Origin of the sequence: Treponema sp. TIM-1 (assembly GCF_046533115.1) — a bacterium.
Classification (GTDB): domain Bacteria; phylum Spirochaetota; class Spirochaetia; order Treponematales; family Breznakiellaceae; genus JAIRMO01.
On record NZ_JAJQRC010000025.1, the window covers coordinates 20,673 to 41,436 of the forward strand.

At 56.6% G+C, this 20,764-nt stretch carries 21 protein-coding genes; 19 read left to right on the forward strand and 2 right to left on the reverse strand.

The window, feature by feature from the left end; translation table 11 throughout:
- Positions 1–4 precede the first annotated feature (4 nt).
- The 14 genes from ndk to LQZ21_RS10055 all read left to right on the forward strand — a co-directional run bounded on the left by ndk (position 5) and on the right by LQZ21_RS10055 (position 10,506).
- Entirely contained in the window at positions 5–448 is a 444-nt protein-coding gene (gene ndk / locus LQZ21_RS09990) for a nucleoside-diphosphate kinase (RefSeq protein ID WP_411044188.1), read from the forward strand.
- A gap of 113 nt (positions 449–561) precedes the next feature.
- Positions 562–1,638, forward strand: a complete 1,077-nt coding sequence (locus tag LQZ21_RS09995) for an NAD(P)H-dependent glycerol-3-phosphate dehydrogenase (RefSeq protein WP_411044189.1) — start codon at positions 562–564, stop codon at positions 1,636–1,638.
- A 159-nt stretch (positions 1,639–1,797) separates the two neighbouring features.
- On the forward strand, positions 1,798–3,147 hold the full coding sequence (ffh, locus tag LQZ21_RS10000; RefSeq protein WP_411044190.1) for a signal recognition particle protein: 1,350 nt from the start codon (positions 1,798–1,800) through the stop codon (positions 3,145–3,147).
- Positions 3,148–3,498: 351 nt separating this feature from the next.
- On the forward strand, positions 3,499–3,747 hold the full coding sequence (gene rpsP / locus LQZ21_RS10005) for a 30S ribosomal protein S16 (RefSeq protein WP_411044191.1): 249 nt from the start codon (positions 3,499–3,501) through the stop codon (positions 3,745–3,747).
- A gap of 180 nt (positions 3,748–3,927) precedes the next feature.
- Entirely contained in the window at positions 3,928–4,161 is a 234-nt protein-coding gene (locus tag LQZ21_RS10010; protein ID WP_411044192.1) for a KH domain-containing protein, read from the forward strand.
- A 62-nt stretch (positions 4,162–4,223) separates the two neighbouring features.
- Complete coding sequence (gene rimM, locus LQZ21_RS10015; protein WP_411044193.1) at positions 4,224–4,730, forward strand: ribosome maturation factor RimM; 507 nt, start codon at positions 4,224–4,226, stop codon at positions 4,728–4,730.
- A complete protein-coding gene (gene trmD, locus LQZ21_RS10020; protein WP_411044194.1) occupies positions 4,727–5,500 on the forward strand; it encodes a tRNA (guanosine(37)-N1)-methyltransferase TrmD in 774 nt (257 codons plus the stop codon). The genes rimM and trmD overlap by 4 nt, the downstream gene beginning before the upstream one ends.
- A complete protein-coding gene (gene rplS / locus LQZ21_RS10025) occupies positions 5,497–5,898 on the forward strand; it encodes a 50S ribosomal protein L19 (RefSeq protein ID WP_411044195.1) in 402 nt (133 codons plus the stop codon). Before trmD ends, rplS begins: the two co-directional genes overlap by 4 nt.
- A 162-nt stretch (positions 5,899–6,060) precedes the next feature.
- Entirely contained in the window at positions 6,061–6,936 is an 876-nt protein-coding gene (locus LQZ21_RS10030) for a hypothetical protein (protein WP_411044196.1), read from the forward strand.
- Positions 6,923–7,192, forward strand: a complete 270-nt coding sequence (locus LQZ21_RS10035; protein ID WP_411044197.1) for an EscU/YscU/HrcU family type III secretion system export apparatus switch protein — start codon at positions 6,923–6,925, stop codon at positions 7,190–7,192. The genes LQZ21_RS10030 and LQZ21_RS10035 overlap by 14 nt, the downstream gene beginning before the upstream one ends.
- Positions 7,189–8,364, forward strand: a complete 1,176-nt coding sequence (locus tag LQZ21_RS10040) for an HD-GYP domain-containing protein (RefSeq protein ID WP_411044198.1) — start codon at positions 7,189–7,191, stop codon at positions 8,362–8,364. Before LQZ21_RS10035 ends, LQZ21_RS10040 begins: the two co-directional genes overlap by 4 nt.
- On the forward strand, positions 8,357–8,710 hold the full coding sequence (locus tag LQZ21_RS10045) for a YraN family protein (protein WP_411044199.1): 354 nt from the start codon (positions 8,357–8,359) through the stop codon (positions 8,708–8,710). Before LQZ21_RS10040 ends, LQZ21_RS10045 begins: the two co-directional genes overlap by 8 nt.
- A gap of 153 nt (positions 8,711–8,863) precedes the next feature.
- Complete coding sequence (locus LQZ21_RS10050; RefSeq protein ID WP_411044200.1) at positions 8,864–9,343, forward strand: hypothetical protein; 480 nt, start codon at positions 8,864–8,866, stop codon at positions 9,341–9,343.
- Positions 9,340–10,506 (forward strand): sensor domain-containing diguanylate cyclase, encoded by a 1,167-nt coding sequence (locus LQZ21_RS10055; protein ID WP_411044201.1) that lies wholly within the window; start codon positions 9,340–9,342, stop codon positions 10,504–10,506. Before LQZ21_RS10050 ends, LQZ21_RS10055 begins: the two co-directional genes overlap by 4 nt.
- Positions 10,507–10,609: 103 nt before the next feature.
- Here LQZ21_RS10055 and LQZ21_RS10060 read toward each other — a convergent pair whose 3' ends face one another.
- Both LQZ21_RS10060 and LQZ21_RS10065 read right to left on the reverse strand, forming a co-directional pair.
- On the reverse strand, positions 10,610–12,013 hold the full coding sequence (locus tag LQZ21_RS10060) for a C1 family peptidase (RefSeq protein WP_411044202.1): 1,404 nt from the start codon (positions 12,011–12,013) through the stop codon (positions 10,610–10,612).
- 65 nt (positions 12,014–12,078) lie between these two features.
- Entirely contained in the window at positions 12,079–13,962 is a 1,884-nt protein-coding gene (locus LQZ21_RS10065) for a tetratricopeptide repeat protein (RefSeq protein WP_411044203.1), read from the reverse strand.
- A 172-nt stretch (positions 13,963–14,134) separates the two neighbouring features.
- Between LQZ21_RS10065 and LQZ21_RS10070 the strand changes: the two genes are divergently transcribed.
- From LQZ21_RS10070 to LQZ21_RS10090, 5 genes are all read left to right on the forward strand, one after another.
- Entirely contained in the window at positions 14,135–15,088 is a 954-nt protein-coding gene (locus LQZ21_RS10070) for a sugar ABC transporter substrate-binding protein (RefSeq protein WP_411044204.1), read from the forward strand.
- Complete coding sequence (locus tag LQZ21_RS10075) at positions 15,085–16,692, forward strand: sensor histidine kinase (RefSeq protein ID WP_411044205.1); 1,608 nt, start codon at positions 15,085–15,087, stop codon at positions 16,690–16,692. Before LQZ21_RS10070 ends, LQZ21_RS10075 begins: the two co-directional genes overlap by 4 nt.
- Positions 16,677–18,155: a response regulator transcription factor gene (locus tag LQZ21_RS10080; protein WP_411044206.1), complete on the forward strand. Its 1,479-nt coding sequence runs from the start codon at positions 16,677–16,679 to the stop codon at positions 18,153–18,155. Before LQZ21_RS10075 ends, LQZ21_RS10080 begins: the two co-directional genes overlap by 16 nt.
- Positions 18,143–19,297 carry a substrate-binding domain-containing protein gene (locus LQZ21_RS10085; protein WP_411044207.1) on the forward strand — a complete coding sequence of 385 codons (1,155 nt, stop codon included), beginning with the start codon at positions 18,143–18,145 and terminating at the stop codon, positions 19,295–19,297. The genes LQZ21_RS10080 and LQZ21_RS10085 overlap by 13 nt, the downstream gene beginning before the upstream one ends.
- Before the next feature lie 180 nt (positions 19,298–19,477).
- On the forward strand, positions 19,478–20,611 hold the full coding sequence (locus LQZ21_RS10090; protein WP_411044208.1) for a substrate-binding domain-containing protein: 1,134 nt from the start codon (positions 19,478–19,480) through the stop codon (positions 20,609–20,611).
- Positions 20,612–20,764: the final 153 nt, after the last annotated feature.

Below are 20,764 nucleotides of genomic sequence, written 5' to 3' on the forward strand. Positions count from 1 at the left end.
TGGTATGGAAAGAACCTTGGTTATGTTAAAGCCCGGGGTCCTCCAGCGCCGTATCGTCGGGGAGGTATTGAGCCGTTTTGAACGGAAGGGGCTTAAAATCGCTGCCCTCCGCCTCCTGGTGTTGGATCGGGCCGTGGTAGAAGCCCACTACCGGGAACATGCGGGGAAGGAGTTTTACGAAAAACTCCTGGAATATACCCTTTCCGGTCCGGTGATCCTCCTGATTCTGGAGGGGGAAGACGCTGTTTTTATGGTACGGCGGCTGGTGGGGCCCACCGATGTTCGGGAAGCCCCGCCGGGAACCATCCGGGGGGATTATGCCTACCGGACCAGGCTCAATATCGTCCACGCCTCTGATTCCCCGGCCAATGCGGAGCGGGAAATTGCCCTTTTTTTTACGCCCCAGGATATCGTTACCTGGAAGGATGAAAATGCCCCCTGGTTTTAGTGGAAAAAGGGGACTTCTCAGTGCTTTTCCCCTGACCATCCGGCTTTTGGCAGGGGCTGTCTGCCCGATGTCCCCGGAACTAGCAAATTTTGAAAAAAACGGAGAGGGAAACCATGGGCGGTAAAATTACGATCATCGGTTCCGGGGCCTGGGGAACGGCCATGGCCAAGGTCCTGGCGGAAAAGGAAAAAGAGGTTGTCCTCTGGTGCCTGGAAGAAGCCGCCGCGGCCGAGATCAACACCCAACACCGGAACACCCGGTTTTTACCCGGGGTGGAACTCCCCCCCCATCTGCGGGGGGTAACGGATGTGGTCAAAGCCGCGGAGGGGGCGGAATTCCTCATTCTGGCTTCCCCCTCCCTCTACCTCCTGGACACGGTAAAGAAGATCCTGCCGGTTCATTCCATCCGGGAGGGAGAAACCGCCATCGCGGTTATTACCAAGGGATTCCTCCCCAGCCCCAAGGGACCCCGGCTCATCCTGGAGACCCTGGAGGATTACCTGCCCGGTTTTTACCGCCAGTCCCTGGTATATATCGCCGGCCCGAGCCATGCCGAGGAGGTTGCCCGGGGTAAGATCACGGGACTGATTGCGGCCAGCGAGAACCCCAAGAATTCCATCCGGTTCCGGGACCTCCTCAGGTCCGGCCGGCTTTTGGTGTTCTCCTCCTTTGATGTCCGGGGGGTGCAGGTGGCGGCGGCGGCAAAAAACGTCATTGCCATAGCCTTCGGCATGCTGGACGCCCTGAAAACCGCCCCCCCGGAGAGCGCCCATCCCCTGGGGACTATGTTCGGGGACGGAACCGAGTCCCTGCTCCTCGCCGCGGGGCTCAATGAGATCCAGACCCTGGGCCGGGCCATGGGGGCCACCCACCCGGAAACCTTCACTTCCATCTCCGGGGTCGGGGATCTGGACGTTACCTGCCGTTCCGTGTTCGGCCGGAACCGCCGGTTCGGCAGGGAAATCATCGAAAAAAATATCCTGAAACCCTTCTCCTGCCTGGACGAGCTTCTGGCACGGATCGGCGAAATCGGGTATTTGCCCGAAGGGGTGGCCGCGGCAAAGTACGTTAAAATTCTTTCGGAAAAACATAAGCTCAAGATGCCCATCTCCCTGGGACTTTATCACATATTAAACCGGGAAACCGAACCCGATGAATTTTTAAAGGAATTTTTACATGATTTGGCTTAGGACCCGCGCAGAAACAACATGACCGAATGGTCATATCGTTTCTTTATTGCGTAAGCAATTAGAATAAAATGCCCTGCATTTTATTCTTGCGCGGGTCCTTAGTTCCGGAAGCATCCGGGCCGCCGGGACTTAAAAATCTCTCTCCAAGGGGTGTACTAAATGTTAGATAAGCTTACCCAAAAAGTATCCGATGCCCTCCGTTTTATCTCCGGCAAGTCGGCGATTAGCGAAAAAAACATAGGCGACGCGGTGGACGCCATCAAAATGGCCCTCCTGGAGGCGGACGTAAACCTCCGGGTGGTCCGCCGTTTTGTCAATGCCACCATGGAAGAGGCCCAGGGTGAGAAGGTACTCCGGTCCGTGGACCCGGGCCAGCAGTTTGTCAAGATTGTCCACGATAAATTGGTCTCTTTTTTGGGGGATACCCGGCAGGATCTCCGGCTTAAGGGGCCCGATGCCCTCTCCTGTATCCTCATGCTGGGGCTCCAGGGTTCGGGGAAAACCACCAGTTCCGCCAAACTGGCCCTGCGGCTGAAAAAGGAGGGCCGCAAGCCGCTCCTGGTGGCCTGCGACCTTATCCGCCCCGCGGCGGTGGAGCAGCTTGCCATCTTGGGCGGCCAGATTGGGGTTCCCGTCTATAAGGAGGAGGGGGCCCGGGATCCGGTGGCGGTGTACCGGGGAGGGGTCAACTGGGCGCAAAAAAACCTGATCGACACCCTGATCATCGATACCACCGGCCGGCTCCAGATAGACGAGCCCATGATGGAGGAACTCTCCCGGCTCAAAAAAGCCGCCGCCCCGGATGAACTCCTCCTGGTGGCGGATTCCATGACCGGCCAGTCCGCGGTGGACATCGCCAAGACCTTTGACGAAAAAATCGGCCTTACCGGGGTAATCCTTACCAAATTCGACTCCGATACCCGGGGCGGGGCCGCCTTGTCCCTGAAAACCATTACGGGCAAACCCCTCAAATTTGTGGGGATGGGGGAAAAACCCGAAGACCTGGAGCCCTTCTACCCCGACCGTATTGCCGGCCGCATCCTGGGCATGGGGGATGTGGTCAGCTTGGTGGAAAAAGCCCAGGAGGTGATCGACCAAAAGGAAGCCCTGGCCCTGCAAAAAAAGATGGAAAAGGAAACCTTTACCCTGGAGGACTGGCTTGAACAGATCCGGGCGGTAAAAAAAATGGGCTCCCTCCAGGCTCTCCTGGAAATGGTCCCGGGCATGGCGGGCCAGGTGAGCGAAGATGATATCAACCGGGAGGAACTCAAAGGCCAGGAGGCCATCCTATCCTCCATGACCCGGAAAGAACGGGCCAATCATCTCATCATCGGCCCTTCCCGGCGTACCCGCATTGCCCGGGGTTCCGGTACCTCCGTGGCCGAGGTGGCCCGGCTCCTCAAAAAATTCGAAAAAATGAAAACCATGATGAAAAAAATGTCCAAATTCAACAGAAATCCCCAGGCAGCCCAGGCAATGATGTCCCGGATGCAGGGTGGATTCCGGTAAAAGTAACTACACCATGATTCGTGTTGTTGAAAGGAAGGCGCAGGATAAACACATAGGAACTTTTCATTTGATAACCGGAACTATACCCGAATTTCCCTTTTGTTCGTGTTCGTTGGTGTGGTTCGTGGTTAATTTTCTTCAAAAAGTATATTTCTATGCGCCGGCCCTGATCCAGGATTATTTTGGGGTAGACGAAAATAAACGGTTTCGGTATACTAATTTTTCACGCGCTATTGGTTAATCGCGGCAGGGTAAAGGGTTTGTCCGGGCCTTTACCGGTGATAATAATACGTCCCGGACTCCGGATACAGTCCCGGAGGATTTTTCCGGAAAAAGCAGAGGAGGATCATTATGAGCGCCAGAATCAGGCTCAAGAAATTCGGAACAAAAAAACGTCCCTATTATCGTATTGTGGTTATGGATAAACATGCCCCCCGGGACGGAAAAACCCTTGACGAAGTAGGATTGTATCATCCCATAGAAACCGAAGACAAGCAGATCGTTTTTAATGCGGATAAGGTCAAAACCTGGCTGCAAAACGGCGCCACGGTGAGCGATACGGTCCGCCGGATCCTGAACAAGAAAAGTTTTTCCCTATAGCGGCTTTCCAAAACCGGCGTTTTGACGTTACGGCCCTGGATTTCAACGCAAAAGCGGGCCTTGGGGCCGTTTCCGGGGAGCCGGTTTCAAAAAACGCGGGTGGTGAAGCCGATATATTTGGTTTTTTTCAGGATATGGGCATCGGATGGGCAGGATATTTTTAAATTAAGGAGTTATAACATGGAAAAAGACCTGGTGGAATATATAGCAAAATCACTGGTGGACGACCCTTCGTCGGTTATCATCAATGTGGTGGAAGGTGAAAAGTCAACTATTTTAGAACTTCGGGTAGCCTCCGAGGATATCGGTAAGGTTATCGGTAAACACGGCCGTATCGCCAAGGCCATACGGACGGTTCTGCAGGCCGCTACCGCGAAAAGTGGGAAACGGATCACCCTGGAGATCCTGGACTAGTGGTTATATGGTACTAGGTTTACGCGGCGGCGCGGCAAGGGATGTAGATTAAGGGTAGGGATGTGACCGGACAATTTGTGGTGGGCCTGGTGGGAATTCCCTTTGGATTAAAGGGATTCGTCAAAGTACGTCCCCTTTCAGGTGAAAGCGCCCACATCCGGCGCTTGGGTTCGGTCCTCTTACGGAAGGGCTTGAGCGAACAGACCTATGAGGTGGAGGAAACCGCCGGGTCCGGCGCCGTTTTGATGATGAAATTCCGGGGTATTGATACCCCCGAGGCCGCTAAGGCCCTGACCGGCGCCGAGTTGGTGACAGATCGGGTTCACGCGGCCCCCCTTAAGGAGGGGGAATTTTATATTGAGGACCTCCGGGGAATACCGGTGACCCTGCAAACCGGGGAGACCGTGGGGGAAATTACCGATGTGCTGGAAGGGGGGGGCGGATTCCTCGTGGAAGTACGGCTTCCCGCGGGGGAACTGCGGCTTATCCCCTTTAGAAACGAATTTTTTGGGGAGGTGGATCCCGAAAAACAGCGGGTCCTGCTTTTGGCAAGGTGGATCCTGGAATGAAGTATACGGTACTCTCCCTTTTTCCGGAGATTACGGATGCTTTTTTCGCCGCTTCCATCATAGCCCGGGCGGTGGAACGGGGCATGGTGGAATATTGTTCCGTAAATATCCGGGATTTTGCGTTGGATAAACACAAAACCTGTGATGACGCCCCCTACGGCGGCGGGGCGGGGATGCTGATGCTTCCCGAACCCCTGGGCAGGGCCCTGGAGGCCGTGGGCGTCCGGAACCGGCTGACCGAATCCGGGGAGCTCCCCCGGGAGAAAGGCCCCCGGATTATTTACCTTTCCCCATCGGGCCGGCCCTTTACCCAGGCCTATGCCGGGGAGCTGGCGGCGGAAAAGGAACTGATCCTCCTCTGCGGCCGTTATGAGGGGATAGATCAGCGGATCATCGACGCCTATGTGGACGATGAAATTTCCGTGGGGGATTATGTGCTTTCCTCCGGGGAAGCCGCCGCCCTGGTGGTGATCGACGCCACCTACCGGCTGCTGGATCAGGTGATTACCCCCGAGTCCCTGGCGGAGGAGAGTTTTTCCGGGGGCCTGCTGGAGTATCCCCAGTATACACGCCCCGAAATATATGGTATACTACGGGTTCCGGAGGTTTTGCTTTCGGGACACCATGAAAATATACGGCGTTGGCGTCTTAAAAAACGGGTGGAAAAAACCCTTGCCCTGCGGCCGGATCTGATCCGCCGGGGGGAAGCATTGGGTTTGTTTGACGCGGAAACCCGTAAACTTATACAGGAAGCGCAGGGGGAAAAATGAACGAGATACGGGCGATTGAAGCCTCCCAAATGAAAACCGAATTGGATGTATTCCATATCGGCGATACGGTAAAGGTCCATTTTAAGATCGTGGAAGGTAAAAATGAACGGATCCAGGTCTATGAGGGCCTGGTTATTGCGATTAAAAATTCCCGGATTGGTAAAACCTTTACGGTACGGAAAAATTCCTATGGGGTCGGGGTGGAACGGGTATTTCCCCTCCATTCTCCCCGGATTGCCCGGGTTGAGTTGATGCGGCCCGGTAAAGTCCGCCGGGCCAAGCTCTACTATATTCGGGATAAGATCGGTAAGGCCGCCAAAATTAAGGAACTTATCGTGAAAAAAAGCCCCCGGCCCAAGGCCGAAGTAGCAGCCGCGGCCCCGGAAGCTTCATCCTAGGCCCCCGTGAGGCTGACGCCTCCACAGGAAAATTCTCCCCGTCCCCTTTCTCCGCCCAAAACCGGCATAGTAAATCCGGCTAAATCTCCGGACCAGGTAAGCCGGACTCCCGGCGTTCCCCTGCCGGGGAATCCCTCCGGTACGGTCGGACCCAATAGCGGTATGCCCGGACACATCCCCGGTACCCTCGGTCATACGGCCGGCGCCAATGTCGGTATGCCCGGTACGGGGACGGAGGGGCCGCCCCTCCCCCCGGAGGAGGTCCTGGCCCGTCTGGCCCTGAGTTTAGGGCTGCCCCGGGAGGATCTTTCCACGGCCCTGCTGGGGTTTGTCCGGTATTTTTCCCTGCCCCTGGAACCGGGCCTGTTCCACCGCCTGCGGCGGGAGGCCCTGCACCCCTCCCCCAAAGCCGGCGGGGAAGCCCTGGCCTTGGCCGCCGCCGCCGCTGCCGCCAAGGGCCTGAGCCTTACCGGTGAAGCCCTGGAGGCCTATGCCGCCGCCCTGGACCCCGGCTATCGGGAGCCGCCTGAGGGGGATCCCGGCGGCGGCCAAAACAGCGGGGAGCGCCGGCAGGATAATCCCCCGGAACCGGAGGACATAAAAAAGGCCGCCGAAGAATCGGAGGCCGCTTCCCCCCTGCTCAGGATAGTAAACCGTCTGCCCGGCAAAAACCGGGAACGATGGGTGGTGCTTCCCTTCAACTTTTTATCCGGCGGGGTTGCATGCAAGGTTTCCCTGAGAATATTACTGAAAAGCCGCGGGAGCTACGGATACGAGGCGGAGCGTTTTGCCCTGGATATAAGCCTCGACCCCCGGCGCTGGCTTTTCGTGCTGGATAGATCGCAGGAAACGGCCCCCCGCCTTGATGTCTATGTTACCCCGCTTCCGGAAGGGAAAAGCCCCTTGGTCTTGGAAAGGGAACTTACGGAGATCCTGGGCGACATTTGGGGGAATATATCCGTCAAAATATCGGAAAAAATGCCTTTTTTTGCAGATAGTCGGGATGAGACCTTGCTTTCTGTAAATGAGGAGGTATAAAATAAAAGAAAAGACCGCTACTGCTCTTTCGTATACCCCGGAAGACCCTGCGCCGAGGGTTATCGCGTCCGGTAAAAACGAGGAGGCATTGAGGATCTTGGCCATTGCCCGGGAGGCGGGGATCGAGATTGTGGAGGATCCTGCCTTGGCGGCGCTTTTGGATGCCGGGACCGGCATCGGGGAGTATATACCCCCCTGGTGTTGGGAAGCCGTGGCAAAAATATTGGCGTTTGTACGGGTAAAGGAAGGTGGATGAAGCAGATTCCGGTTCAATTGTTACAGGTAGGCTCCATGTATACCAAACCGGTGTACGTTGAAGACAACAACCTCCTGGTACCCGCGGGGATAGCCATACGAAAAAAAGATGTGGAGCGTCTCGTCTCCTGGGGAATAGACACGGTACGGACCGAAGGGGAAATGCTCCCTCCCGGCACGAAGCCGGATCAGGTCGGGCCGGGCGGCGGGGTAGGGAATGCCGCGAAACTCCCCGTCCTGCCTTCCCTGGCGGAAGCGCCGGGAAACCAGGGAACCTACCGCACCTATACGGATCTTATTGAAAAGCTCAAGGGAATTTTCAAGGATATTGCCATTGGAAGTTCGGTGGAGGTCCATGCCATCGACGTGATAATCAGCCGCCTGCTCCAGGTAATCCGGGAAAAACGGGAACTTATCATTGGTTATATCCTGGCAGGAGAGGTAAAACACCACGATCTCGCCAAATCGTCCATAAATACCGCGATTCTCTCGTGCCTTATCACCATGGAATTCAAAGTGCCCAACCATAAGCTGCTTCAGATTGTCACGGCGGCGCTGCTCCACGATGTGGGGATGCTCCGTCTTCCTCGGGAAATCCTGGATAAAAGGGGGGGGCTTTCCGGGCCTGAACGTCAGTGCGTACAAACCCATCCCCTTATGTCCTATCGAATCGCCTGCAAGGAGCTGCTGTACCCCGAAGCGGTGGGGCTGATGGTGTCGCAGCACCATGAATACTGGGATGGTACGGGCTACCCCCGGCAGCTGGCAGGTACCCAGATTGATTCGGGGGCCCGGATCATATCCGTGGCGGATGCCTTTGAGGCCATGGTCAGTCAAAAACCGTACCGCAACTCCATGATAGGTTATCAGGCCATGAAAAATCTGCTTGCCGATAATTCCCGCCGCTTTGATCCTAATGTGCTTAAGGCATTCATCAAAACCATGGGGATCTATCCCATCGGCTCCATCGTGCTTCTTAACAACGGCGCCATTGCCAGGGTCACCGAGGTCCGGAACGAGACACCCCTGCGGCCCAAGATTAACCTGTTGATCAATAAATCCGGCAAGGTTTATCCGCCAAACGAGGGGGAAACCATTGATTTGCTGACCGAAAAAACGCTCTTTATTACCCGGGCTCTGGATCCCAAGGATTTGACGAAAGCCCGTGAATAGGTCCGGTGCGGGCCGGGAGGGGGAGGAAAAAGCCGCCGCTGCCCTCGAAAAATCCGGCATGTCGATCATTGCCCGGAATGTCCGGTTTAAAACCGGCGAAATCGATCTGGTGGCCCTGGATGGAGATAAAATGGTATTTGTTGAGGTAAAATCATGGACCGCTTATGGGTTTGAGGAGCTGCGGTTCGGGATTGACAAAAAAAAGCAGCGCCGGATCATAGAAACCGCTAAGTTTTTCCTCGCCGCCCATCGAGAATATAATTGTATGGCCGTTCGATTTGATGTTGTGTTTATTGGTCCGGAAACCGTAACGCATCTTATCTCAGCTTTTATGGAGCAGGAATGATAACCCTTCAGCAAGAAAGTCAACAAAGGTCCTCAAGAATTGATATCTTGCGAAAAAAAATAGATAATAAGGACTATCTGTCCGAAGGGATACAACGGATAGCCCAAGTTTTGAGTAATGAACTGTTAGATGTCCCAGAGAGAGGAGTATGGTATGAGCGGCAACGGAAGGGGCGGAAATAACCGGAAAAAGCCCTTTAGAAACCGGGATCGGGATAACGACTGGTCCAAAGACGGCAAAAAAAAGGCGGATGCCCCCCGTTATGATGCAAACCGGGGCGTCATCTATGAACGCCTTAAGTGGACGCCTCCCAAGATGTCCACCGAACCAATTCTGACCCCGGATTGTCCCTATTGCGGGAAACCTATTAAAGATATGTCCACCGCCTTGACGGATAAAACTTCCGGCGTACCGATCCACTTTGACTGCGTTATCGCCAAAATAGGGGAACATGAATCCCTGGAAAAGGGGGAGACCATCGCCTATATCGGGGGCGGCCGTTTTGGGGTGGTCTGTTTTAATCATTCCCCCAATTCCCAAAATTTTACTATCAAAAAGATCCTTGAATGGGAGGATAAAGAAAATAGAGCCGAATGGCGGAAAACCATTGCGGATCATTATTCCATAACATGATGAATAAACTAGATTCTCCCCATGCTTTTTTATCAAACCCCCAGGTTATAGAAAATTACGCCTTACTTGAGGATATCGGCGTATTTCAATATATCGATCAGCTCGGCAAGGAGATCCAGGCCTATAAGGGCCTGCTTTCCGGGGCGGTGGATATTTTTAACCGGACTTCTATCGGCGATATTATCGATGCCGCGGTTTGGCAGATTTCGGACCATTTTATGCCTTCTTTTATTGCTTTCCTCTGGAGGCCCCTTCAGAACAAAGAGGATGTCACTATCAAGGGGTACCGGAATTATAAAGAAGTGAATCTGCCCATCAAGATCAATACGATTACCCCCTTTGAGGAATTTTTTCAGCAGCATCCCCAACCTATAGCCTATAAACTTTTCTCGGAACAGTTGGGAAATAGCTGCGTATCCCAGGCCCTGGACGAGGTTCAGCCTGAGTTGATTGCTCCCATCCAGGGACCTTCCGGCTTATACGGGCTTATCCTGGTGGGCCGTAAGATACTGACCGATAATTATACCTCGGATGAACAGGACTTTTTGCAGCACCTTATGTCCTTTGTTTCCAATGCCATACAAAACCACCTTCACTATGAACGTTCGGTACGGGATTTTAAAACCGGTCTTTTTAACCATGGTTTTTTTATTACCCGTTTGAATGAGGAAATATCCCGGTCAAAACGGATCAATTACACCTCCTCCATCATTGTCATTGACGTGGATAAATTTAAGGATTTTAACGATCAGTACGGGCATCTCGCCGGCGACCGGGTTCTGGAAAACATCGCCCTGGTGATTAGACAAAACGTCAGGGCCGAAGATATCCCTTCCCGGTTTGGGGGGGAGGAATTTACCATCCTCCTGCCCGATGCGGATAAAAATATCGCCTGGCGGGTGGCGGAACGGCTGCGGACTTCGGTGGCGAATATCAAGGTAACCTGGGACCCGCCCCTGCCCCCGGTGACCATAAGTACCGGAATCTACGTGTTTAACAAAGACTCCAATGTAAGCGTCGAAGACATCATCAACCGGGCGGACGAAGCCCTCTATCATTCCAAAGGACAGGGGCGAAATTGCACTACCCTATGGCGGTCAGGGCTTTTGTTTAAAATAGAACACGGCATAAAAGAAGCGATACCGGGAGCCCCCCCGGGATGACCCTTCCCCTTCGGGACCGGAGCGGCGGCGGCTTCCTGATCCCATAGTTCAAGTTCCACGGTAGTAATGGTTCAGGCCGGACGAATTGGTTAGGACCCGCGCGTTATCGCGCAGAGTGTTCAATGGCCAGGAGCAAGCCCAGCACTGCCCGGTTGTTGGGCATAACCGCGCTGAAAGCGAGCCGGTTACTATCGTAGCGGGCGGTGGCCGGCGGTATATAGTCGGGTCCTATTGCCCGCGCCACCCGCTCGGGAAAGCTGCCCCGTTCCCGCTCAAACCGAACCCGCAGGGCGTCGATGTCAAGTTCCCGCTTGGCGAATAACACCACCAGGTAATCGACGCCGCTTACGTTGTCCAGTTCTATCCAGGAATATTCCCCCGGAAAAGCCACGGCATTTTCACGGTAATCGAGCACCGGCGATATGCCCTCCCGGGGGAAAATCCGGGTAGTTGCGCCGGCAGCCGAGTCGGAGGCAAAGGCGTATACATATGCGGGACTGTTGTTGCCCATGATGTACCGGAACCGGGTCCCGGAGGGGTATGCCCGGGTGGTGCGGTAAAATCCCGCCGTGTCAAACCGCACGGGCATACCTTCCCCTGAATTGCGGAGTTCTATGTCCACATAACCGGAGTATTCAACCCGGTCTGTAAATTCGTCAAAATTTTCAATCAGCTCGTAGGCTTCGTTTACAAAGCGGCCGAAATCAGCGTAACTAACCCAGCCGTAGCCCCGGTCCCCCCAATCGGTCCCCCAACTGTTTTGCAGTTCAAAGGCCCCGCCCGCAAAGTGGTCGTCATAGCCCACCACGCACATGGCGTGTCCGCCCCAGTTCACCGCCGGGTTTTCAAGGGGCTTCCAGAGGTTTTTCCCCCTGAGTTTCATAAAGGAATCCGGCGTGTTCATGCCGATGATCACCGGCTTTCCCTCGGAAAGGCTTTTCTTTACCGCCGTTACCCCGTCGGGGCCGGAGCTTTCGGTCCGATAGAACCTGAACAGGGTACTATAGCCGCCGATGGTGTATTTCCTGCTGTCCCGGTACATGGCAGGGGATACCCGGATAAAATCCGCGTTCCGTTCAAAGTCCGCCATCCGGGGGACTCCCTCGTTTTGCATCAGGTCAAGGGCGTGGGAGATTACGGTTCCCCGCATACACAGGGGGTCGTCGGAAATGGACTTATACACAAAGGCCGGGGAGAACACGCTGCCGCTGGTCTGGGTCCGGTCATAGCGGTTAATGGCCAGGGATTCCGACATGGTTCTGGCGGTAAAGGCCGCGGCCCAGGCGGTGCAGCTGCTGTACCTGCCCTGGTTGCCGGGGAAGGGCGCATAGTTTTTGAGCGAAAACGAGGCGGGCAGGCCGGTATACCCTCGGCTGAGCTGGACCGCCTTTTGGGGCAGGCGGTTGTATATTTCCGGGTCGAGATCCGCGCCCCGGCCGTACTGTTGGGCAACGGCGGGCAGGGCAAGCAGGCAGATAAGCAGGGGCAGCAGTATTTTTTTCAGCATACCATGAAGTCTCCACGCTCAAGTTTCATGAATTCCACTCCCCATAGGGGGCGGCTTGTTTGCGGCTAATACCCCCGCGCCTTCCGGGCATTTGCAAGCCAGGTTCTGGCGTTGGTATGGTTTGGCTCTATCCGCAGCGCCGCTTCATAGTCCGCGATGGCCCGGTTATAGTCTTTTTTGCCGTAATAGGTACTGCCGCGGCCGTAATACGCCGACGCATCATTCGGGTTGAGCCTGATAGCCTGGGTGTAGTCTGCGATAGCCCGGTCATAGTCGTCTTTATTGCGATACGCAATGCCGCGGCTGTGATACGCCGCCGCATAATTAGGGTCGAGTCTGATAGCCTGGGTGTAGTCCGCGATGGCCCGGTCATAGTCGTTTTTATTGCGATACGCAATGCCGCGGCCGTAATATGCACTCTTATAATTAGGGTCGAGCCTGATAGCCTGGGTGTAGTCCGCGATGGCCCGGTCATAGTCGTCTTTATTGCGATACGCAATGCCGCGGCCGTAATATGCACTCTTATAATTGGGGTCGAGCCTGATAGCCTGGGTGTAGTCTGCGATGGCCCGCTCATAGTCTCTTTTCCCGTTAGAATACGTCAAGCCGCGGTTGTGATACGCCACCGCCATATTCGGGTCGAGTCTGATAGCCTGGGTGTAGTCCGCGATGGCCCGGTCATAGTCTTTTTTTGAGTAATACGCCAAGCCGCGGCTGTGATACGCACTCTTATAATTGGGGTCGAGCCTGATAGCCTGGGTGTACTCCTCTATGGCCGTTACATAGTCGCCCCGGGAACGAAATGTTTCACCGCTGTCAAAGTAGCTTTTGGCGTTTTGCGCCGGGGCGGGGGTCGGCTTTGGCGCGGGCTGTACCGGGGCGGGAGTTGGGGCAGGCGCAGGCTGCACCGGCGGGGCCACGGGCTGTACTGGCGCGGGGGTCGGCTTTGGCGCGGGATCGGGAGTTGGGACCGGTGTCGGGGCAGGCGCGGGCTGCACCGGGGCGGGAGTTGGGACCGGTGTTGGGGAAGGCGCGGGAGTTGGCTGTACCACGACGGCGGGACTGTTGCCCAGGTAGGCGGTTTCAAAAAACTGTGAATAAATCGCCGGTACCTGTTTGCCGCCGCTGACCCGGCGCACATCGGCGCCGGTTTTGTCAAAGAGGTCCCGGACCGAGAGGCCGGGGGTTTTCAGGTTGGCAAGGAGATGGCTTGTAAAGAGGCCGTTCCTGCCCGAAGGGTTGTCGTCTGCGGTGTTTCCGGCGCCGGTGGCGTACACGATGATGCTGTCCGCGGGCTGGTCACTGACCACCTGCAGGCCCCGGCTGCCGCTCCGGTTCCAGCTAAAGGGGTTGTCCCGGCAGGCATCCAGCACCACGATGTTGAGGACGTTTCCCGCGTCGTTCAGTTCACCCAGCACGGCCTGCATGGAGACCGCCCTCTGGCGCAGAAAATTCTCGCTCTGGATATTCGCGTCCACGGGGATTAAATAGTTTTCGCCCCCGGACTGCACCGCGTGGCCCGCGTAAAAGAAAAAGCCGTAGGAGTTTTGCGCGGCGGAGAGACGGCTTCGCAGGCGCGTGGCCGCGCTTTCCATCTGATCCAGGGCGCCGTTGACCACCAGGTCTACGGTAAAGCCCAGGCTTTCCAGGGCCGTCTTCATGTCCCGGGCGTCGTTCACCGGGTTGTTGAGCTTGGTCACATTCGTGTAGGCCCCATTGCCGATTACCAGGGCGTATTTCTGCTGGACGGTATCGGCCGCTCCTGGCGCGGCGCTTTGTTGGGCTTGCCCGCCTTCCTGGGCGGCAGCCCCCGTTTCCGTCCCGCCCCGGTCCAAACGGCTGCAAACAGTCAGGGACAGCGCCGCAGCCAACAGAAATACCGCACCGAGCGGCACGGGCATCCGGAAAGCAGTCATGGTCTTGTCTGAGGGAACCATCGGCGATTTCATCTGAATTGTCCTCCATATATGTGGACTTTACACCATTAGGTAGACACCAGTAAGCGACCCTCCCTGAATTAAACATATCCGGGGTAACCTAGTCAAGCGCCAAATGGATCCGACGGAGGGCGTTTAAAGCCGTGCCCTTGCCGACTTGGCCTGCCGCGGATATACTGATCGGGTGAAATTGTTGCTGCGGATGGGGATCCTCTGTTTTGGCCTCCTCTCCCTGGGGGCTTTTCTGGTTTCCTTTAATCTGGTACGGCGCCTGTATATCGGGTCCTCCGGTAATGCCGCCGCACCCCTGAACTATCATTTTTCCCTGTACCTGCCGGATAACCGGAATTCCTTTTTCACCGGGATTATCCGGGGGGCGGAACGGGCCGCGGCGGAGCTGAATGCGGCTATTTCCATCCATTCCATTGATCCCGTAAAAAACGAGCTGGAAATGGCCCCCTATACCGGGGTCGACGGGGCCATCGTATGCCCCTATCTGGATGATGCCCTGGCCCGGCGGCAGTTGGACCGGCTGGGGACGCAGAAGATCCCCGTGGTGATCATCAACCACAATGTGCCCAATGACCAGCCCTGGCCCTTTATCGGGACCAATAACTTCGACGTGGGCCGCCGGATTGGGATAATCGCGGGGAGCCTTACCCCGGAGCCCCTCAGCCTGGCCCTGGTGTACAGTGATAAGGCCCCGGGGATCTACGGGGAGCGGGAGCTGATGGAAATGGGGATCACCACCGCTCTGGGGGACCGTCTGGCCGTGCCGATCCGGGGATTCAAGACAAAGCTCAACCCCCTGGATGCGGAGGATCTCCTCTACCGTCTCTTCCGTACCCACCCGGATATTAATATCGTGGTCTTTACCGATCCCAACGACACCATCGCCGCGGCCCAAACCCTGATCGATATGAACCTGGTGGGCCGGGTACGGATCATCGGCTTCGGGGCGGATCCGGGGATTCAGGACGGGATCCGCAAGGAGGTCATTGCCTGCAGCATCGTGTTCAATGCGGACCGGATCGGCTATGAGGCGGTCCAATCCCTGGCAGCCCTGCGGCGAACCGGCTATACCCCTACCTCCATCGATACGGGGATAGAGATCATCGGCAAGGATGATCTGCAATGAAAAATCCTTCGATAAAGCCGCCGTGGTTACCCTTGCCGCTGGGCAGTGTCCCCCGGCTCAGGAATTTTGCCCCGGCCTTCTTCCGCTCCTTCCGGGTTCAGATGCTCGTCAGCATCTTCGGGGTGTTTATCATCCTGGTCCTTTCCACCGCCTATATCCTTTTTTCCGCCCGGAAGCTGCAGGACATTTCCGACCGCAGTTTTGAGCGGGAACGGTTTATGACGACCATCCGGGAGGATCTGGCGGCCTACCAGGAGCCCCTGTTGGAGTACCTCTCCACCCGTTCTTCCAATGCCCTCTCCCGGATCCTCATCAATTCCCAGGTTCTGCGGGGTAAACTCCCGGTCTATTTCCCCATCAGCGCCAACAAGGCGGAACTCCGGGAACGGGAACTCTACCGCCTCATCTATGCCTACCTTAACCTGGCGGATCAGGCCATGGAAGAAAAGCGGGGCCGGTACATCGCCGCCTATACCGCCATCTACGATGAAATGGAGGGCCTCCTGGCCTATATCAACCGGGAGATCGAGGCCATCAGCACCGAGTATTTTCGCGGTCAACTGGATGCCTACGGGATCTTCATGGCCGATTTCGGGACCATTCAATTTTGGAACCTCCTCTTCATCATCTTTGTTGCGATCTTTGCCATCCTCCTCCTGCTCCTCTCGGTGGAGCGGATTACCACTCCCCTGGTCCGTCTGTCCGGCATGGCCGCCGAGCTTTCCACGGGACATTTCGATATCGACGACCTTAAAATCGCCTCGGTCCGGGAGATGGATCAGGTGGTGGAGGCCTTCAACCGGATGAAGCATGAGATCCGTAATTTTATAGAAGAAATCCGCTGGCAGGAAAATATTAAGCAGGAATATATGCGGGAACGGCTGCGGAACCTGAAGATGGAGGGCTTGGTGCGGCGCATGGAAATTTACACCCTCCAGGCCCAGATGAATCCCCACTTTCTCTTTAATACCCTGAATACGGGGATGCAGCTTGCCATCGTGGAGGGAGCGGACCGGACCGGCGAATATATCGAGTTCATGGCCCAATTATTCCGGCATAATATCCGCAACCGGGAGATCATCGTACCCCTGCGCCACGAGCTGGAGGGGCTCAACTACTATTTCAATATATTGCAGATCCGGTTTCCCAAGAGCCTCGACCTGGTTCTGGAGTACGACGGGGCCCTCCAGGACCAGGTGATGGTGCCGGTCTCCCTGCTCCAGCCCCTGGTGGAAAACTGCGTGGTCCATGCCTTTAAGAACGGCCCCGCTCAGAACGCCCTTGTTTCTGGGGACGAGGGGTCGGGGGACGCGGAAAAGTCCCGGATCATGGTCCGGGTGGAGAAAACCGGCCCACGGCTGGTCCTCTCGGTCCGGGACAACGGCTGCGGAATGCCGCAGGAAACCGTGGACCGGCTGCTCCACCCCCAGAGCCTCGACGAATCCTCCCTCTCCCGGGTGATGGGCCTGGAAAACGTGATCCAGCGGCTCTACTTCTTCTACCCCGATGATCCGGAGGTGGTGAGGATCGAGACGGAACCGGGAAAGGGCACAGCCATTTTTATCGGTATCGATACCGGGAGGAAGCCATGTATCGAGTTCTGATCGTGGACGACGAGGAGCCGGTCTTGGACAGCTACGCCTTTATGCTGCAGGGCGCCGCGGACTTTACCTTGATGGGCAAGGCCCGTTCGGGCTACGAAGCCCTGGCCCTGATCCACGAACAGCGGCCGGATCTGGTCTTTATGGACATCAACATCCCCGGCCTGGACGGGCTTGAGGTCATCGCCGAGGTTCACCGGAAGTTTCCCGGCATGATCTTCATCCTTTCCACGGCCTATGAACGCTTTGATCTGGCCCAACGGGCCATACCCCTGGGGGTCTTCGCCTACCTCGTCAAGCCCATTTCCAAGAAAACCTTCCTCTCTTCCCTGGACCGGGTACGGGAACACCTGGAGGCCCGAACCCTGGAGGGGGAGACCGATGGGGATACGGAGGGCCGGTTTCTGGGGACGGCGATCTGGAAGGCCCTGGGGGAAGGGGCCTGGGCCCAATACCGGCAGCGCCTTTCCCTGCCCTCGGATACGGGGGTGGTATGCCTCCTGGAACTAGAAGACGGGACAGCCTACCAAAGGATTGGGGAACAGCTTTCCCACCGGTACCGCTGCCTTTTCAGGATGCACCTGGGCCGGGGGCTTTTCTTTATTTCCGGGGATCTGTGCCGGGAGGAAGCGGAAACCCTCCTTGCCGGGGCCCTGGGTTTAGGCCGCTCCTGGTACGGTATCGGGGGGTGCTACCGGGGGCCGGATTTGTACCGTTCCTCCGGCGAGGCCCTGGAGGAACTGCGGAACCAGCGGAGCCCCCGGGAACTGCGGGAGCGGGAACAGCAGCGGATCATCGCCCTCCGCCGCGGGATGGGTACCGTTGATCCCGAAGCGCTGAAAAAGGCCTTTACCACCCTCTGGGAGGATATATGCGCCCTCCAGGATTTTACCCTGGCCAAGGCGAAGCTGGTTTCCCTCTTTACGCTGCTCATTGACGATTGCTGCGGTTCCTACCGCAGCAACTCCGGGGAGCCTCCCCCCTTTGCCGCGGCGGAGGAAATCATGGCCCTGGAAGACCTCCGGGCCTGGGAGATCTGGTCCGCCGAAGCCTTTGACCGGCTGATCCGCCGGGCCGCCCAGGGTCGGTCAAACCCCGTTCCCGTGCCCCTGCCCCTGGATAAGGCGGTGAAGTATATCGACGAACACAGTACCGAGGGGATTCAGCTTATCGACGCCGCCTCCGCCGCCCGGGTTTCGCCGGCCTATTTGAGCCGTCTTTTTTCGGAACACTTCAAGATCAATTTTATCGACTATATAACGGAGCGGCGGATCGAAAGGGCGGAAAAACTCATCCGGGAATCCGGGATGAATATGAAGGAAATAGCCTTTGCCGTGGGTTATCAGGACCCCAATTATTTCAGCAAGATCTTCAAGAAGGTGCTGGGAATGCCCCCTACCCAATACGCCGCGGAGTTTCGGCGCGGCCAGGAGTATCCCCCGGAGGAGGAGTTATGGGAAGCATGAAAAACCAACGGGGAACCATACTCGCGGCCCTGGTCCTGGTCCTGGTCCTGGTTGTATCCTGTTCCGGAAAAGCGTCCCGGGAAGTTCCCGGCAGGGTTCCGGGAACCGGGGAGGAGCAGGCCGGGGAGTTTCCGGCAACGGGTGGAGCGGACCGGGGCGGTGGGGAAAAGGGCGTTACCATCGGCTTTTCCATCGCCACCGACACCTTCATCATCGAGCGGTGGAACAAGGATATGAAGGTTTTTTCCGCCGCGGCCCAGGAATTGGGGGCGGCGGTCATCGTACAGCTTTCCGCCGGCGGCAGCCGGGAACAGATAGCCCAGATAAATTACCTGGTGAACCAGCATATTGATATCCTCGTGGTGATAGCCCACGACACGGAGGTCCTGGCCGGGGCGGTTAAGCAGGTGCGGGATGCGGGGATCCCGGTGATCGCCTACGACCGGCTGATCATGGGGACTCCCCTGGACGCCTACATCTCCTTTGACAGCCGGGAAGTGGGCCGTATATTTGGTTCGGCCCTGCTCAAAGCGGTGCCCCGGGGAAACTACCTCGTGGTAAACGGCTCGGTCAATGACTCCAACAGCTATGAGATAAACACGGGGCTCCACGAAATGATCGATCCCGCCATCAGCCGGGGGGAGATCAGCCTGGTCCGGGAGATATGGCTTGAGGAGTGGAGTTTCGACGAGGCCCTGGATAAGATCGGCGTTGTCTTTGAGGAAACCCTTGATGCGGATGCCGCTTTCCGGATCGATGCCATCTCCTGCGGAAACGACCAGATCGCCAGCGCCGCGGTACAGCTCCTCGCGGAACGGCGGCTGGCGGGAAAAGTGGCGGTGGTGGGCCAGGACGCGGAACTGATCAGCTGTCAGCATATTATAGAGGGGTTGCAGCTTATGACGGTTTACAAGCCCATCGGCCGCCTGGCGGTCCGGGCGGCCAGGCTCGCCATGGCCATCGCGGAGAAAAGAACCCTGTCCCCGGATCTGTTGTCGGATAACCGCAGCGGCGTTTCCATTCCCTCCTATATCGAAAAACCCATTGCGGTATACAAAGAGAATATGGAGGTGGTGATCAGAGACGGGTTTCATACCTACGAGGACATATACCGTACGGTGCTGGACATCAGCGGGCCCTGAGACCCGGGATAAACCCCAGACAGGAATATTTTGACATCAAAATATTCCTTGCTTCCGCCGGTAATAGGGAGGATACTCCAAGATATTCTCCCTTTTTGTCATATTATTACGGTTCCGAAAAAGACGGATTGATGGTAATATAGGATGTAGATTTTATTTCAATTTCCAGGAGGAAAGAACATGAAAAAATTACTTATCGTTTTATTGGTCCTTTTAACGGCCGCGGCGGCATCCTTTGCCGGCGCCAGAGCCGATGGTGGAGCCAGTGGTTCCACTGCCGCTTCCTTGGTTGGTATTGCCATGCCCGAGACCCATGTGGAGCGCTGGGTAAAAGACGGCGCTTCCTTAAAGCGGTTTGCGGAGGCCAGGGGGATGCGGGCGGAGGTCCAGTTCGGGAATGCCGATCAGACCCAGCAGAACCAGCAGCTCCAGAGCTTCCTCACCCAGGGAGCCAAGGTCCTCATCATCAGCTGCGTGAATGACGGGGTCGCTTCGGTGGTCGCGGAAGCCGCCCGGGACAAGGTCGCGGTCATCGCCTATGACCGGATCATCCCCAATTCCGCGGATTACGATTATTACATCACCTTTAACAACTTCAAGGTCGGCCAGCTTCAGGGTCAGGGTATTGAAGAGGGGCTCAATTTGAAGGCCGCCACGGCCCAGGCTCCCAAGTACATCACCCTCTTCGCCGGTTCCCCCACCGACGGGAACGCCTTCTTCTTCTATGACGGCGCCATGAGCATCCTCAACCCCTATATCGAGAAAGGGGTGTTGAAGGTAGTAGGACCCTATCCCAAGACTTCGGCGGACACCGCCAATTTCCAGCGGATCGCCACGGAAAACTGGCAGGGCCCCATCGCCAAGACCCGGATGGAAAACCTCCTCTCCGGCGACGCCCGGGATGTGGTACTCGACGCGGTCCTGGCCCCCAATGATACCCTGGGCCGGGCCATCATCGAAGCCTGCAAGGCCGATGCCAAATACCGGACCAAACTCCCTGTGATCAGCGGACAGGACGCCGAAGCCGATTCGGTGGTGTCCATCAAGAACGGCGAGCAGTACATGACGGTCTTCAAGGACACCAATAAACTGGCCGAAGCGGCGGTTATCCTGGCGGACGCCGTCGTCCGGGGACAGACCCCCAATATTCCGGGCGCGGTCCTTGCCTCCGGGGATCTTGCCAAGATCGGCGATACCGGCCGGAAGGTGGTAAAAGCCTACCTGCTCGATCCGGTGATCATCACCCGGAACAACTGGCAGGTGCCCCTGGACGCGGGATTCTACACCGACGCCGAAGCGGCAAAGCTGCGGTAACAGCGCATCGCATGAAGGGGGTTCCCCCTTCATCGGGGTTTGCGGGCATCCCGCAGACCCCGTAAGGACCCGCGCAGAAACAACATGACCGAATGGTCATATTGTTTCTTTATTGCGTAAGCAATTAGAATAAAATGCCCTGCATTTTATTCT

Bases quoted from the DNA above. Each gene is read 5' to 3' on its own strand.
- ndk (WP_411044188.1), top strand. From the start codon at position 5: ATGGAAAGAACCTTGGTTATGTTAAAGCCCGGGGTCCTCCAGCGCCGT.
- LQZ21_RS09995 (WP_411044189.1), top strand. From the start codon at position 562: ATGGGCGGTAAAATTACGATCATCGGTTCCGGGGCCTGGGGAACGGCC.
- ffh (WP_411044190.1), top strand. From the start codon at position 1,798: ATGTTAGATAAGCTTACCCAAAAAGTATCCGATGCCCTCCGTTTTATC.
- rpsP (WP_411044191.1), top strand. From the start codon at position 3,499: ATGAGCGCCAGAATCAGGCTCAAGAAATTCGGAACAAAAAAACGTCCC.
- LQZ21_RS10010 (WP_411044192.1), top strand. From the start codon at position 3,928: ATGGAAAAAGACCTGGTGGAATATATAGCAAAATCACTGGTGGACGAC.
- trmD (WP_411044194.1), top strand. From the start codon at position 4,727: ATGAAGTATACGGTACTCTCCCTTTTTCCGGAGATTACGGATGCTTTT.
- rplS (WP_411044195.1), top strand. From the start codon at position 5,497: ATGAACGAGATACGGGCGATTGAAGCCTCCCAAATGAAAACCGAATTG.
- LQZ21_RS10030 (WP_411044196.1), top strand. From the start codon at position 6,061: ATGCCCGGACACATCCCCGGTACCCTCGGTCATACGGCCGGCGCCAAT.
- LQZ21_RS10035 (WP_411044197.1), top strand. From the start codon at position 6,923: ATGAGGAGGTATAAAATAAAAGAAAAGACCGCTACTGCTCTTTCGTAT.
- LQZ21_RS10040 (WP_411044198.1), top strand. From the start codon at position 7,189: ATGAAGCAGATTCCGGTTCAATTGTTACAGGTAGGCTCCATGTATACC.
- LQZ21_RS10050 (WP_411044200.1), top strand. From the start codon at position 8,864: ATGAGCGGCAACGGAAGGGGCGGAAATAACCGGAAAAAGCCCTTTAGA.
- LQZ21_RS10055 (WP_411044201.1), top strand. From the start codon at position 9,340: ATGATGAATAAACTAGATTCTCCCCATGCTTTTTTATCAAACCCCCAG.
- LQZ21_RS10060 (WP_411044202.1), bottom strand. From the start codon at position 12,013: ATGCTGAAAAAAATACTGCTGCCCCTGCTTATCTGCCTGCTTGCCCTG.
- LQZ21_RS10065 (WP_411044203.1), bottom strand. From the start codon at position 13,962: ATGAAATCGCCGATGGTTCCCTCAGACAAGACCATGACTGCTTTCCGG.
- LQZ21_RS10075 (WP_411044205.1), top strand. From the start codon at position 15,085: ATGAAAAATCCTTCGATAAAGCCGCCGTGGTTACCCTTGCCGCTGGGC.
- LQZ21_RS10080 (WP_411044206.1), top strand. From the start codon at position 16,677: ATGTATCGAGTTCTGATCGTGGACGACGAGGAGCCGGTCTTGGACAGC.
- LQZ21_RS10085 (WP_411044207.1), top strand. From the start codon at position 18,143: ATGGGAAGCATGAAAAACCAACGGGGAACCATACTCGCGGCCCTGGTC.
- LQZ21_RS10090 (WP_411044208.1), top strand. From the start codon at position 19,478: ATGAAAAAATTACTTATCGTTTTATTGGTCCTTTTAACGGCCGCGGCG.